This window comes from Luteococcus sediminum, from assembly GCF_054783495.1.
In genome coordinates, this window is the sequence record NZ_BAAGQL010000013.1 from 16,315 (window position 1) to 28,646 (window position 12,332).

General features: G+C 69.8%; 16 protein-coding genes. 7 read left to right on the forward strand and 9 right to left on the reverse strand.

Going from position 1 to position 12,332, the window contains the following annotated elements; genetic code table 11:
- Nucleotides 1-13: 13 nt before the first annotated feature.
- Nucleotides 14-970, reverse strand: a complete 957-nt coding sequence (locus ACYVKA_RS06845) for a tyrosine recombinase XerC (RefSeq protein WP_460704091.1) — start codon at nt 968-970, stop codon at nt 14-16.
- Nucleotides 971-992: 22 nt separating this feature from the next.
- On the opposite strand from ACYVKA_RS06845, the gene ACYVKA_RS06850 reads away from it, so the two are divergent.
- The 3 genes from ACYVKA_RS06850 (at nt 993) to ACYVKA_RS06860 (ending at nt 3,393) form a co-directional block, all read left to right on the forward strand.
- Nucleotides 993-2,057, forward strand: coding sequence for a lactonase family protein (locus tag ACYVKA_RS06850; RefSeq protein WP_460704093.1), 1,065 nt, complete (start codon nt 993-995; stop codon nt 2,055-2,057).
- Between the two features lie 290 nt (nt 2,058-2,347).
- Nucleotides 2,348-2,944, forward strand: coding sequence for a peptide deformylase (gene def, locus ACYVKA_RS06855; RefSeq protein ID WP_460704095.1), 597 nt, complete (start codon nt 2,348-2,350; stop codon nt 2,942-2,944).
- A complete protein-coding gene (locus ACYVKA_RS06860; protein ID WP_460704097.1) occupies nt 2,944-3,393 on the forward strand; it encodes a DoxX family protein in 450 nt (149 codons plus the stop codon). Before def ends, ACYVKA_RS06860 begins: the two co-directional genes overlap by 1 nt.
- 92 nt (nt 3,394-3,485) lie before the next feature.
- Here ACYVKA_RS06860 and ACYVKA_RS06865 read toward each other — a convergent pair whose 3' ends face one another.
- From ACYVKA_RS06865 to ACYVKA_RS06875, 3 genes are all read right to left on the reverse strand, one after another.
- Entirely contained in the window at nt 3,486-4,007 is a 522-nt protein-coding gene (locus tag ACYVKA_RS06865; RefSeq protein ID WP_460704099.1) for a hypothetical protein, read from the reverse strand.
- Nucleotides 4,004-4,324, reverse strand: a complete 321-nt coding sequence (locus ACYVKA_RS06870) for a PadR family transcriptional regulator (protein WP_460704101.1) — start codon at nt 4,322-4,324, stop codon at nt 4,004-4,006. The genes ACYVKA_RS06865 and ACYVKA_RS06870 overlap by 4 nt, the downstream gene beginning before the upstream one ends.
- A 117-nt stretch (nt 4,325-4,441) precedes the next feature.
- Entirely contained in the window at nt 4,442-5,242 is an 801-nt protein-coding gene (locus tag ACYVKA_RS06875) for a TrmH family RNA methyltransferase (protein ID WP_460704871.1), read from the reverse strand.
- Between the two features lie 108 nt (nt 5,243-5,350).
- Here ACYVKA_RS06875 and ACYVKA_RS06880 point away from each other — a divergent pair, with 108 nt between their 5' ends.
- Both ACYVKA_RS06880 and ACYVKA_RS06885 read left to right on the forward strand, forming a co-directional pair.
- Complete coding sequence (locus tag ACYVKA_RS06880) at nt 5,351-6,349, forward strand: bile acid:sodium symporter family protein (RefSeq protein ID WP_460704102.1); 999 nt, start codon at nt 5,351-5,353, stop codon at nt 6,347-6,349.
- 9 nt (nt 6,350-6,358) lie between these two features.
- Nucleotides 6,359-6,580, forward strand: a complete 222-nt coding sequence (locus ACYVKA_RS06885; RefSeq protein WP_394275012.1) for a hypothetical protein — start codon at nt 6,359-6,361, stop codon at nt 6,578-6,580.
- Nucleotides 6,581-6,700: 120 nt separating this feature from the next.
- Here the strand turns inward: ACYVKA_RS06885 and ACYVKA_RS06890 are convergent, their stop codons facing one another.
- The 3 genes from ACYVKA_RS06890 to ACYVKA_RS06900 form a co-directional block, all read right to left on the reverse strand.
- Nucleotides 6,701-8,023 (reverse strand): SPFH domain-containing protein, encoded by a 1,323-nt coding sequence (locus ACYVKA_RS06890; protein ID WP_460704873.1) that lies wholly within the window; start codon nt 8,021-8,023, stop codon nt 6,701-6,703.
- A 72-nt stretch (nt 8,024-8,095) separates the two neighbouring features.
- Nucleotides 8,096-8,599: an NfeD family protein gene (locus ACYVKA_RS06895; protein ID WP_460704104.1), complete on the reverse strand. Its 504-nt coding sequence runs from the start codon at nt 8,597-8,599 to the stop codon at nt 8,096-8,098.
- Nucleotides 8,596-9,426: an ABC transporter ATP-binding protein gene (locus ACYVKA_RS06900; protein ID WP_460704106.1), complete on the reverse strand. Its 831-nt coding sequence runs from the start codon at nt 9,424-9,426 to the stop codon at nt 8,596-8,598. The genes ACYVKA_RS06895 and ACYVKA_RS06900 overlap by 4 nt, the downstream gene beginning before the upstream one ends.
- 83 nt (nt 9,427-9,509) lie before the next feature.
- Here ACYVKA_RS06900 and ACYVKA_RS06905 point away from each other — a divergent pair, with 83 nt between their 5' ends.
- Nucleotides 9,510-10,256 (forward strand): hypothetical protein, encoded by a 747-nt coding sequence (locus ACYVKA_RS06905; protein WP_394275009.1) that lies wholly within the window; start codon nt 9,510-9,512, stop codon nt 10,254-10,256.
- Between the two features lie 22 nt (nt 10,257-10,278).
- On the opposite strand, the gene fabI is transcribed toward ACYVKA_RS06905, so the two are convergent.
- Both fabI and fabG read right to left on the reverse strand, forming a co-directional pair.
- On the reverse strand, nt 10,279-11,052 hold the full coding sequence (fabI, locus tag ACYVKA_RS06910) for an enoyl-ACP reductase FabI (protein WP_460704108.1): 774 nt from the start codon (nt 11,050-11,052) through the stop codon (nt 10,279-10,281).
- 46 nt (nt 11,053-11,098) lie between these two features.
- Nucleotides 11,099-11,833: a 3-oxoacyl-ACP reductase FabG gene (gene fabG, locus ACYVKA_RS06915; protein ID WP_460704875.1), complete on the reverse strand. Its 735-nt coding sequence runs from the start codon at nt 11,831-11,833 to the stop codon at nt 11,099-11,101.
- A gap of 160 nt (nt 11,834-11,993) precedes the next feature.
- Between fabG and ACYVKA_RS06920 the strand changes: the two genes are divergently transcribed.
- Nucleotides 11,994-12,326 (forward strand): DUF3099 domain-containing protein, encoded by a 333-nt coding sequence (locus ACYVKA_RS06920; protein ID WP_460704110.1) that lies wholly within the window; start codon nt 11,994-11,996, stop codon nt 12,324-12,326.
- The last annotated feature ends 6 nt before the right edge of the window (nt 12,327-12,332 follow it).

Sequence of the window (12,332 nt, forward strand, 5' to 3'; positions counted from 1 at the left end):
ACCCGGCCGCCGGTCAGGCCCTCGGATGCGATTGCTCGAAGACGCTGCGCAGCCGCTCGTTGCTGACGTGGGTGTAGATCTGCGTGGTCGCCAGCGACGTGTGGCCGAGCACCTCCTGCACGGTGCGCAGGTCTGCCCCACCCTCCAGCAGGTGTGTCGCCATGGCGTGGCGCAGGCCGTGCGGACCCATGTCAGGCGCCTGCGGCACCGCGTTGAGGGCGGCATGCACCACCCTGCGCACCACCCGCGGGTCGATGCGGGCTCCCCGTGCCCCCAGGAAGAGCGCCTTGGGGGTCGGGTCCTGGGCACGGACCAGCTCCGGACGTCGGGCCATCCACTGCTCGACGGCGGTGATGGCCGGGGCGCCGATCGGCACCACGCGTTCCTTGTCGCCCTTGCCGAGCACCCGAACGGTGCCCCGCCCCAGGTCAAGGTGGTCGAGGTCGAGCCCACACAGCTCCTGGACGCGAATCCCACTGGCGTAGAGCACCTCGAGGATCGCCTGGTCTCGGGCGGCGAGTGGCCCCCCCTCCTCGGCCACACGCGCCTGGACCGCGGCGAAGAGCACGTCGAGGTCGGAGGCGCTCACATCGGGCGGCAGGCGCCGCGGGACCTTGGGCGACCTGAGAGTGGCCGACGGATCTGTCTCGACCAGTTCTTCCCTGCGGGCCCAGCCGAAGAAGACGCGCACCGATCCGCTGCGACGCTGCAGGGTGGCGGCACTGGCACCATCGGCCTGCAACGAGGCCAACCAACCACGCAGGTCCCGCAGCCGCACCTGATCCACCCGCTCGATGCCCCTCCCCTGCACGTGGCGCAGCAGTGCCTCCACGTCCCCTCGGTAGGCACGCACAGTGTGTTGGGAGTTGCGTCGTTCGTCGCGCAGCCACGCGACGAACTCGTCCAGCACGGAGGCGAAGGGGGCACACAGCTCCACGCGCTCGTGCGATCGGGGGGTGGTGGCAGCCATGGGACGAGTCTAGATTTCCCCCATGGAACACAGCACCCCACGCGAACAGACCAGCCAGCCCACCACAGTCCTGGTCGGGTGCTACACCGACGACGAGGGCACCGGCGGCCTCCAGCTGGTGCACGCCGACAGCGAGGGCCTCACGGCCACCCCGGTGCTCGACCTGCCCAGCCCCAGCTGGCTGGAGCTGCACGACGGACGGGTGCTGGCCTGCAGCGAGCTCGCCGAGTCCCTGCTCAGCCTCGTGCGCATCGACCAGGGCGAGGCCCAGGTGCTCAGCCAGGTCCCCACCGGCGGGGCACACGCCTGCCACCTGGCGGTCAGCCCCGCCGGTGCGTGGATCGCTGTGGCCCACTACGGCTCGGGCGAGGTGACCATCCACGCCACCCCCACCGACGACGCCCTGGAGGAGGCGCGGGGACGTCTTGCCTTCGACGGCTCCGGCCCCGACACCGAACGTCAGGACTCCTCCCACGCCCACCAGGCGCTGTGGCTCGACGACGAGCACGTGGCGGTCTGCGACCTGGGCGCCGACCAGCTGCACGTGGTCGGCGTCGACGACCAAGGGAGCCCCACCCTGGTCACCTCGGTGAACCTGCCCGCCGGCACCGGCCCCCGCCACGCCGTGCCGTGGCACGACGAGGCCACCGGGAGCGCCGTCCCCCTCGACGGGCACCTGTACCTGGCGATTGCCGGTGAGCTCTCGGGCCGCGTCGTGCTCGTGCGTCACGAGGGACTGGACTGGTCGACCGGATGGTGGGTGGGTCAGCAGCTGTCGGCCACCAGCAGCCCCGGACAGTCCCAGCCCTCCGGTCTGGTCTGGTTCGGGGCTGACCTGGTGCTCGCCAACCGCGGCACCGACGAGCTGGTGATGCTGGCCTGGCGTGAGGGGGAGCACCTGCAACTGGTGGACCTCAGCCCCACGGGCGGCAGCCAGACGCGCGACCTGCGCGAAGTGGATGGGCAGCTGTGGGTCGCCAACCAGGACTCCGACGAGGTCCGCCGCCTGCGCCGCGCCCCCGACGGTTTCGAACTGGTCGATGCCGTGGCCGTCACGCGGCCGGCACGGCTGCTGCCGCTGGCCTGACCCCTGCCGCCGCAACTGGCCCGGTGCTGCTGCCGATACTGGCCCGGTGCTGCTGCCGATACTGGCCCGGTGCTGCTGCCGATACTGGCCCGGTGCTGCTGCCGAGACTGGCCCGGTGCTGCTGCCGATACTGGCCCGGTGCTGCTGCCGATACTGGCCCGGTGCTGACCCCAGGATGGGTTGACTCGGACCCGGCGGGCGACGCGGTAGGTTTGGCGTCGACGAATCACAGGCCACCGACCAGAGGCGGCCAGGACAGCGGGGCCCAGCCCCGGGAAGGCACACCAGCGATGGCCAGCACACTCGACGACCTCACCACCGGAGGCACCGTCCGCCGCATCACGCGCTGGGGCGAACCCGTCCTGCACAACCCCACCCGCCCGGTGACGGAGTTCGACGAGGACCTGCACACCCTCATCCGCGACATGTTCGCCACCATGGAGGCCTCCCAGGGCGTCGGGCTTGCCGCGACCCAGGTGGGCGTCGACCTGGCCCTGTTCATCTACGACTGCCCCGACGAGGACCTCGTCAACCACAAGGGCGTCTTCTGCAATCCCGTGGTCACCCTGCCGGAGGGACGCGACCGCAAGCTGGACGCCACCGAGGAGGGCTGCCTGAGCTGGCCCGGCGGTTACCAGCCGCTGGCCCGCCCCGACCAGGCGCTGTGCGAGGGCCAGGACGCCTTCGGCAACCAGGTCAGCCTCACCGGCACCGGCCTGCTGGCCCGTTGCCTGCAGCACGAGACCGATCACCTGGGCGGCATGGTCTTCGGCGACCGGCTCAGCAAGCGGGCCCGTCGCAAGCTCGACGAGCAGGTGGCGGACCTGGCGCACCTCTACCCCGACGACTGGCCCCTGAGCCCCAAGGGCCGCCGCGACGAGGCCTGATGCATCCCACCCAGAGCCCCTTCCAGGACAATCCGTTGCGCGGACTGATCCTGCTGGTCAGCCGCGCCGTCCTCGGGGTGGTCTTCGTGCTGCACGGCTGGAGCAAGTTCACTGCCCCCACCATCCAGTCCACGATCCAGCAGTTCACCGCCTGGGGCATTCCCCAGGCCGAGATCGTCGCCCCGCTGGTGGCGGCCCTCGAGGTGCTCGGCGGCGCCTGCCTGGTGCTGGGCGCCTACACCTGGGTGGTGTGCACCCTGCTGGCCCTGGAGATGGCCGGGGCCATCTGGTTCATCCACCGCCACAACGGCATGCTCGTCGGCCAGGGCGGCTGGGAGTACTGCGCTGCCCTGATGGCGGGCCTGATGTCAGTTGCGGTCTCGACTGCCGGCAACTTCAGCTACGACCAGTGGGCCAATGGGGGCACCGGGAGCAAGCGGCGCCGCTGAGCTCGGCTCCTGCATCCATCCAGACATCCCGGCCATCGGGATCTCCCGGCCGTCCGACAGGTTCAGCCGGGCATCCACCTGCGCCCCCCCCCTCACACCGTGGCCAGTTCCCGTCCTCCCAGGACCAGCCGCCACACCCGCGAGGCCAGCAAGAAGACCAGGGCAGGCAAACCGAAGAGCAGCCACGGGCTGATCCACAGGGCGAACATGAAGCCCTTGTCAGCCGCGGCCGAGGCCCTCACCCCCGGCATCATCGTGAGTCCGGCCTCGATCTCGGTCCCCGCCGGGAGCGAGGAGGCCCGGACCGCATCCCCGAAGGCGACGCTGCCGAACAGTGCCATCCACAGGATGAGCACGAAGGCGAGGGCTGCCGCGGTGGCGCCCGAATTCCAGGCGGGCTTGCGGGGATCCCGCAGCGCATCGGCATTCTCCTTGGCCAGCAGCCGGATGCTGCCCAGTGCGTCGCGGGCGCGCTCCCAACCCCGGTCGGCTGCCGAGTCCGCGAGGTTGGCCTGCAGCTCTCGTCGCAGATGGCGCCTCGCCTTGCCAGGGACGCCGTAGTAGTCCAGCCAGAAGTCATGACGGGTGTCCAGCCATTGGTTGCGCAGGTTCATTTCTCTTCCTGGATGACGGTCTCGACTGCTGTGGCGAGCTGACGCCAGGCGCCAATCAAACGCACGTGTTCGGCACGTCCCGCCGGGGTGGTGGTGTAGTACTTGCGCGCCGGACCCGAGGTCGAGGGGCGCAGTTCGGATGACAACAGGCCGGCCTTCTCGAGTCGGGTCAGCGCCGGGTAGACCGTCGCCTCCCCCAGCTCGTCGAAGCCTGCCTCGTGCAGACGGGTGACGACGGAATAGCCGTAGTCGGTCCTGCGGTCGAGCAGCAGCAGCAGCAGGGGGGGCGAGCACCCCCTTGAGCATCTGGGGATCATGTTCCATGACTCCATCATGTACTCAGATACTTTAGATCGTCAGGTACATGACACCATCTATCCGAGTCTCCTGTGGCAGTGATCTCCGCCCCGGCCGGGTGGGGCCGGGCAGGCGGTTCAGGCCCGAAGCACATAACAGACCACGGCCGTGGCGGCGGCGACATTGAGCGAGTCGACACCATGCCCCATCGGGATGCGCACCACCGCCTCGGCCTGCGCCAGCCAGTGCTCGCTCAGCCCCTGGCCCTCGGTCCCCATCAGCACCGCCAACTTCTGACCCGGTACCATCCTGGCGGCGAACTCGTCGAGGCTCGTCGAGTCCTCCCTCAGTGCCAGGGCGACGATCGTGAAGCCGGCCGCCCGCAGACGGTCCAGGTCATCGGACCACGAGTCCATCCGCGCCCACGGCAGGCTGAAGACCGCCCCCATCGACGTCTTGACCGAGCGCCGGTAGAGCGGATCGGCCGCACGCGGCGAGAGCAGCACGCCGTCCCAACCCAGGCCCGCCGCCGAGCGGAGGATCGCGCCGACATTGGTGTGGTCGACGATGTCCTCCACCACCACGAGCCGCTGGGCCTCCAGCAGGTCGTCGAGCCGGTGTCTGGTCTGGCGCTCGAAGGAGGCCAACGCCCCGCGATGGACGTGGAAACCGGTCACCTGCTCGGCCAGCGCGAAGTCCACCCGGTAGACCTCCACCTCACAGCCCTCCAGCACGTCGCAGAGCTCGTCGACCCAGCGGGGTGCCAGCAGGAAGGAGCGCGGCCGGTAGCCCGCCTCGAGGGCCCTGCGGATCACCTTGTCTCCCTCGGCGATGAACAAGCCCTCGGCGGCCTCCATCGACTGCCGCAGCGAGGTGTCGCGCAGCCTTACGTAGTCGTTGAGGCGCGGGTCGGCGGGGTCGCTGATGTCGACGATCATGAGCACTGGCGCAGTCTAGGCCCGCGGCCACACCAGAAGACTGTCCGCCACATCCCCGTCCGGTCGGGTCACGACGTGGATAGGCTGGCCTGCACCATGAGACTCCCGATGCCCAAGACCGACTGGTTCCTGATGGCCATCATCGCGACGGCGGTGCTGGCCACCCTGGTGCCGGCCACCGGGGCGGCCGTCCCGGTGGTCTCCTTGGCCAGCAAGATCATGATCGCGGTACTCTTCTTCCTCTACGGCGCACGCCTGTCGCCCCAGGAGGCGCTCTCGGGCCTGAAGCACTGGCGCCTGCACTCCACCATCCTCGCCTTCACCTACCTGCTCTTCCCTGCCATCGGGGTGGCGATGCAGGTGCTGGTCCCCGAGATCATCAGCGAGCCGCTCTACCTGGGGATGCTGTGGTTGTGCCTGGTGCCCTCCACCGTGCAGTCGAGCATCAACTTCACCTCGATCGCCAAGGGCAATGTGGCCGGGGCGATCGTCAGCGCCTCCTTCTCCAACCTGATCGGCGTGGTGCTCACCCCGTTGCTGGCGCTGCTGCTGATGGGTGCCACCGGCGGCTTGCAACTGGACGCGAGCTCGGTGCTGGACATCGTCTTCCAGCTCCTGGTTCCCTTCATGGTCGGCCAGCTCACCAGGCCCTGGGTGGGCGGCTTCGTGGCCCGCCACAAGAAGCTGAAGCTCGTCGACCAGGCCTCGATCGTGCTGGTGGTCTATTCCGCCTTCAGCGCCGGCATGCGCGAGCACATGTGGACCAAGGTGGAACCGATGGACATCGTCCGGCTCGTGGTGATCTGCATGGTCCTGCTGGCCTTCATGCTCTGGCTCACCTGGGCGGTGGCCGGCTGGATGCGCTTCGACCGGGCCGACCAGATCGCCATCCAGTTCTGCGGCACCAAGAAGTCGCTGGCCACTGGTGTGCCGATGGCGACGGTGATGTTCGCCTCACAGGGCGATGTCGGTCTGCTGGTGCTCCCCCTGATGGTCTTCCACCAGCTGCAGCTGATGGCCTGCAGCGTGCTGGCGAGCCGTCACGCCCGCACCACCGACGCCCGCACCACCGACGCCCCGTCCCGCCCGGCCGCGACCGCTGGCTAGGCTCGGGCCATGGCCGAGATCCGCAAGCACACCAGGCCCTCGGGGCAGTCACCCTTTGCCCAGGCACTCGAGAAGGCGCTGGGCTCGGCGGTCCGTCCCGTCACCCCGGGTGCCCCGCCACAGCCGAACGGGGCCGACCAGGAGGTGCCCCGGAAACGGCCAACCGCGACCAGCCTCACCACCACGACGCCGCCCGGCTGGGCCGCCACGGCACCCGACGACCGGGACTGACCCACTGCCCGGTCGCAGCCTCGGCGGGTCGTCCAAGCCCCGGCACAGGACGAGGGGCGGGACCGGTGGAATCGTCCACCAGCCCCGCCCCTCGCGTGCGTCACCGATACTCGTCCAGGATCACTGGCCCTTGGCCGGCGGCTCCCAGCCCGTCTGGTACATCGGACCACCGGGGGCCAGGCCCTCATTGTGCGGCTCGGCCGCCTCCTGCTGGACCGCCTCGGGCTGGGCAGGTTCACCGAGGGGCACCTCCTGCGTCAGCCCCTCCTGACCGTCCGGGGCCTCGCCGCGCCCGATGGCCGCAGTCTGGTCGGCGGCACTCGCCCCGCCCAGCTGCTCCGGGGCCGGCGTCTCCCCCACCGCGACCGGTTCGCTCTTGCGGGAGCGGGCCACGGGGATCGACAGCTTCTCCGCCTCCTGGATCACCGACTGGACCACGTCGTCGCTCTGGGCGCGCTCCTGGTCGGTCTGGGCCCGGATCTCGGCCATCACGTCGACCTTCTCGGGCGCGGTGAACTTCGACTTGTCGCTGGGGGCAAAGCCCTGCAGCTTCTCGGCGAGGTCGGTGCCGGTGACGGCCGAACCCAGTCCCTTGAGGGCGTCATTCAGCTCGCTCGGCACGATCCACACCTTGTTGGAGTCCCCACGGGCCAGCGCCGGCAGCATCTGCATGTACTGGTAGGCCAGCAGGCCCTGGTCGGGCTCGCCGGCGTGGATGGCGTTGAAGACGGTGGTGATGGCCTGCGCCTCGCCCTCGGCGCGCAGCATCTGGGCCTGGCGGTCGGCCTGGGCGCGCAGGATCGCGGACTCCCGATCCCCCTGGGCGCGCAGGATCGCCGACTCCCGCTCACCGCCGGCCGACAGGATCTGCGACTGGCGCTGACCCTCGGCCAGCAGGATCGAGGCGCGCTTGTCGCGCTCGGCACGGGCACCCTTCTCCATCGCGTCACGAATGGTGGCCGGCGGCTCGATGGCGCGCAGCTCGACGCGGTTGACCTTGATGCCCCACTTTCCGGTGGCCTCGTCCAGGACACTGCGCAGCTTCTGGTTGATCTCCTCGCGGCTGGTCAGGGCCCGCTCCAGGTCCATGCCGCCGATGATGTTGCGCAGGGTGGTCATGGTGAGCTGCTCGATGGCGCCGCGGTAGTTCTGCGCCTCGTAGGCGGCACGCACGGGGTCGACGATCTGGAAGTAGATGACCGAGTCGATGTTCACCATGAGGTTCTCCTCGGTGATCACGCCCTGCGGCGGGAAGGCCTGCACCTCCTCACGCATGTCCATCGTGTAGCGGACCCGGTCGATCAGCGGCACCAGCAGGTGCGGTCCGGGTTCCAGGGTGCGGCTGAACTTGCCGAGGCGTTCCACCACGGCGATCTGCTGCTGCTTGATGATCCGCAGCGACTGCGCGAGCGCAACCACCACGAATGCCACCAGCAGCATCATCAGGATGAATCCGATGTCAGGCACGTGCTCCTCCTCATTCGTCGAAGCCCACCCCGTCGTGGAGGGACGGGATCAGAACTCCAGTTCGCGATGTTGCGCTCCCCCGTCGGCGGGGTAGACGACCAGGGTCGTCGCATCCACTTCGTACACCTCGATCGGGTCACCGGGCTGAATCGCGTCGCCCGGCCCCATCGTGCGGGCGCTCCACAGCTCGCCGTTGACCTTCACCTCGCCCCCATTGGCGGTGATCGCGGCCGTCGCCAGACCCTGGGAGCCGACCAGCTTGTCGACGCTGGAGCGGTAGCCGATGGACTCGCGGGTGCGACGCAGCAGGGTGGGGCGCAGCAGGCCGAGCATCGCCGTGGCCACGGCCAGGCTCACGATCACCTGCAGCCACCACAGTCCGGGTGCCACCAGCGCGGTGAGTCCCCCTGCGGCGGCACCGGCGGCGAGCATCAGCAGGGTGAGGTCGAGGGTCAGCATCTCGGCCGTGGCCAGGGCCAAGGACAGGACTCCCCAGATCGCCCAGAGGTTGTCGCCGAACCAGCCGGCGAGTTCGTTCTCGAGGGGAGTCATCGCTGTATCTCCCAGTTGTCGGTGTCCAGTGCCCGGCGCTGCCACACGGCCCGGGCCGACCAGCGGCCCTCGCGGCTGCGCTCCAGGTGCAGCGGTACCTCGAAGGTCTCGCTCATCGACGCATCGGTGATGACGTCGTCGATCGCACCCTGGGCGATGATGCGGCCCTCCTTGAGCAGCAACGCATTGGTGATGCCCTGGGGGATCTCCTCGACGTGGTGGGTGACCAGCACGCTGGCCGGGGCGTAGGCGTCCAGGGCCAGCTCCCCCAGCGTGCGCACCAGCTCCTCGCGGCCGGCCAGGTCGAGGCCGGCGGCGGGCTCGTCGAGCAGCAGGAGCTCGGGATCGGTCATCAGGGAGCGCGCGATCTGCACGCGCTTGCGCTCACCCTCGCTGAGGGTCCCGAAGGTGCGCTCTCCCAGGTCCTCGATGCGCATCTGGGTCATCAGTTCCTCGGCGCGGCCCAGGTCCATCTCGTCGTAGTGTTCGCGCCAGCGGCCCACCACGGCATAGGAGGCCGAGACGATGACGTCGCGGACGGTCTCTGAGCGCGGGATGCGGTCGGCCACGGCAGCCGAGGTGACGCCGATGCGGGGGCGCAGCTCGAAGACGTCGATGGTTCCGAGCACCTCACCGAGGATCTCGGCCATGCCGCGGGTGGGATGCATCTGGGTGGCCAGGATCTGCAGCAGGGTGGTCTTGCCGGCACCATTGGGGCCGATCAGCACCCAGCGCTCGTCCTCCTCGACCTGCCAATTGATGTCGTCCAGCAACTGCTTGTTCCCGCGCTGGACCCCGACGCCCGACAGCTCCACCACTGATGCCATGGGTGAAACCTATCGGACGCACCATCGCATCCCAAGCCTGGCATGGGCCGAAGCAGCTGGTGGGCATCGATATCCTCGCCTGCATGTTCGACGAGTCCGTGCGCCTGGTCCTGGCCCTGAACAGCCTGTCCCACGGGGCCGTCACGGCCGCCGAGGCCGAGCTGATGGTGCGCCGGGACGCAGGAAGCGAGCACCAGGAGCCGCACCACGTCCACGACCCCGACCAGCTGCTGGGCCTCGACCCCTTGGCCGGGGTGCCTTTGCGCCTGGCCCTGGCCCGTATTGGCCACGGGGCACTGGGCCCTGCCCCCGTCTGGGCGCTGCTGCTGCCCCGACCGGGCCGGATGGCCGGGCTGCGGGGCCCCCTGGAGGTCAACCGCGCGGCGCTGGAGGCCGAGGCGGTGGTGATGACCCACGACGGCAGCCTCGCCTGGCTCGGCCAGCGGGTGGGTGCCGGTGTGCAGTGGCGGCTCGCCCGCGCCGAACGGCCGCTTCCCGTCCCCGACCCGCGGGAGGCCTCCCGGCAGCTCTCCCGCGTCGTGGCCAGCGCGGCCCAGGCGATGGCCGGGCTCGACCTCTCTGGGGGCGCCCATCCAGAGCTGGAGGGTGCGCCACGGCTGGGCGGGGCCTTCCCCCGCCAGCCGCAGGCGCTGCTGGAACGTGCCTGGATGCTGCTCGGCGCCGTCGATGCCGCGCTGGACTCGCAGCACGAGGTGCTGCACTCCCACGCCGTCCTCACCCGGGAGCGCCACCTGCGCGAGCTGCAGCAGGCCGCCCTCGACGCGGTCAGCGCTGCCTGCTCCTGGCCCGCTGAGGCGCTGCAGGACTGAGTTTCGGCCGTCGAGCCGCAGCTCAGCCACCCATGGCGTGCACGCCGCCGTCGACGTGCACCATCTCGCCGGTGGTCATCGGGAACCAGTCGCTGAGCAGCGCCACGACACCCTTTGCAGTGGGCACCGCGTCATTGGTGTCCCAGCCCAACGGGGCGCGGTCGCCCCACAAGTCGTTAAAGGTCTGCGAGCCGGGGATCGCCTTCTTGGCGATGGTGTCCAGCGGACCGGCCGCCACGATGTTGCAGCGCACACCCTCGGCGCCCAGGTAGCGCGCCAGGTAGCGGCTGGTGGACTCCAGGGCGGCCTTGGCCACGCCCATCCAGTCATAGGTGGGCCAGGCGATGCGGCCGTCGAAGGTCAACCCGACCACCGAGACGTCCGGCCCGAAGAGCGGCTTGCAGGCCATGGTGAGGCTCTTGAGTGAGAAGGCCGAGACCTGCAGCGCGGTGGCCACGTCCTCCCACGGGGTGGTGAGGAAGCCGCCGCCCAGCGCGGTCTCGGGATTGGCGTAGGCGATCGAGTGCACGATGCCGTCGATCTGCTCGATGCCGTTGGCGCGCAGCGTCTCGGGCAGTGCGGCCAGGTGCTCCTCGTCGGTGACATTGAGCTCGATCACGGCCGGGGCCGGATCGAGGGACTTGGCGACGCGATTGGTCAGGCTCATGGCCCGGCCGAAATTGCTGATCACGACCGTGGCGCCCTGCTCCTGGGCGATCTTGGCCACCTGGTAGGCGATCGAGGTCTTGTGGGTCACGCCGGTGACCAGGATGGACTTGCCTTCGAGGATTCCCAATGGACTGCCTTCTGTGCTGGGGATGGGGGCGGGTGGTGTGCGCTTGTCAGTGTCCCATGCCCAGGCCGCCGTCGACGGGGATGACCGCTCCGCTGACATAGCCCGCGGCATCGCTGGTGAGGTAGCGCACCGCCGCGGCGATGTCCTCGGTGCTGCCCAGGCGTCCCAGCGGGATGCGGGCCTGGTAGCCCTCGATGGTCTTCTGGTCGAGCACGGCGGTCATGTCGGTCTCGATGAATCCGGGGGCGACGACATTGCAGGTGATGCCGCGGCTGCCCACCTCGCGGGCGACGCTGCGGGCCAGGCCGACCAGGCCGGCCTTGCTGGAGGCGTAGTTCACCTGCCCGGCCGAGCCGGTCAGTGCCACCACCGAGCTGACCAGCACGATGCGGCCGTGACGGCCACGCATCATGGGACGCACCGCGCGGCGCACCAGGCGGAAGGTGCCGGTCAGGTTGGTCTCGATCACCCGGTCCCAGTCCTCGTCGCCCATGCGCATCAGCAGCCCATCGGCGGTGATGCCGGCATTGGCCACCAGGATCTCGACGGGGCCGTGGGCCTGCTCGACGGTGGCGAAGGCCTCCTCGACCTGCTCCGGCACGGTCACGTCGCACCGTACGCCCAGCACCCCCTCGGGGACGTCGCCGGAACGGTAGGTGGCGGCCACCTGGTGCCCGGCGGCGAGCAGGTCGGCGGCGATCGCGCGGCCGATGCCCTTGCTGCCACCGGTGACCAGCACGCTGCGCGGCTCGACCGCTGCACCGGTGCTCTCGGGTGCCATGGACGGGGTGGGGGTCTGGTTGGGGCTCACCCTCCAACGCTAGGACACAGCCACCCTCGCCCGGGTGTCGTGCAGTACAAGGCAGGGCGGGCTTCTTTGGAGCTTTCGTCCATCCGGGTGGTGCTGCCCGTCCACGACCCCGGCGTAGGGTGGCGGTGTGGTGACCAGCAGCAGTATCCGCGCCGTGGACGAGGCTGTGCCCATCACCGAGGTGCGGGTGGGCCGCAGCGACGACATCGAGATGCGCCAGCGCCGCTACATCCTCACCATGACGATCCGCACCACCTGTTTCGGCCTGATGTTCTTCGTGCCTGGCCTGTGGAAGTTCGTCGCCATCGCCGGCGCCGCCGTGCTGCCGGCCATCGCCGTCGTGCTGGCCAACAACCGTGACAACCGCAGCCAGCCCGTCGTGCGCGCGCAAGAGCCCGCACCAACCTTGGCGATCAGCCCCGGGCAGGTCATCAAGGGCGAAGTGGACGAGACGGACAGGTAGTCTCGG

Excerpts from the sequence above, each read along its gene's own strand:
- ACYVKA_RS06845 (WP_460704091.1), bottom strand. The coding sequence starts at position 970 with ATGGCTGCCACCACCCCCCGATCGCACGAGCGCGTGGAGCTGTGTGCC.
- ACYVKA_RS06850 (WP_460704093.1), top strand. The coding sequence starts at position 993 with ATGGAACACAGCACCCCACGCGAACAGACCAGCCAGCCCACCACAGTC.
- def (WP_460704095.1), top strand. The coding sequence starts at position 2,348 with ATGGCCAGCACACTCGACGACCTCACCACCGGAGGCACCGTCCGCCGC.
- ACYVKA_RS06860 (WP_460704097.1), top strand. The coding sequence starts at position 2,944 with ATGCATCCCACCCAGAGCCCCTTCCAGGACAATCCGTTGCGCGGACTG.
- ACYVKA_RS06865 (WP_460704099.1), bottom strand. The coding sequence starts at position 4,007 with ATGAACCTGCGCAACCAATGGCTGGACACCCGTCATGACTTCTGGCTG.
- ACYVKA_RS06870 (WP_460704101.1), bottom strand. The coding sequence starts at position 4,324 with ATGATCCCCAGATGCTCAAGGGGGTGCTCGCCCCCCCTGCTGCTGCTG.
- ACYVKA_RS06875 (WP_460704871.1), bottom strand. The coding sequence starts at position 5,242 with ATGATCGTCGACATCAGCGACCCCGCCGACCCGCGCCTCAACGACTAC.
- ACYVKA_RS06880 (WP_460704102.1), top strand. The coding sequence starts at position 5,351 with ATGCCCAAGACCGACTGGTTCCTGATGGCCATCATCGCGACGGCGGTG.
- ACYVKA_RS06885 (WP_394275012.1), top strand. The coding sequence starts at position 6,359 with ATGGCCGAGATCCGCAAGCACACCAGGCCCTCGGGGCAGTCACCCTTT.
- ACYVKA_RS06890 (WP_460704873.1), bottom strand. The coding sequence starts at position 8,023 with ATGATGCTGCTGGTGGCATTCGTGGTGGTTGCGCTCGCGCAGTCGCTG.
- ACYVKA_RS06895 (WP_460704104.1), bottom strand. The coding sequence starts at position 8,599 with ATGACTCCCCTCGAGAACGAACTCGCCGGCTGGTTCGGCGACAACCTC.
- ACYVKA_RS06900 (WP_460704106.1), bottom strand. The coding sequence starts at position 9,426 with ATGGCATCAGTGGTGGAGCTGTCGGGCGTCGGGGTCCAGCGCGGGAAC.
- ACYVKA_RS06905 (WP_394275009.1), top strand. The coding sequence starts at position 9,510 with ATGTTCGACGAGTCCGTGCGCCTGGTCCTGGCCCTGAACAGCCTGTCC.
- fabG (WP_460704875.1), bottom strand. The coding sequence starts at position 11,833 with ATGGCACCCGAGAGCACCGGTGCAGCGGTCGAGCCGCGCAGCGTGCTG.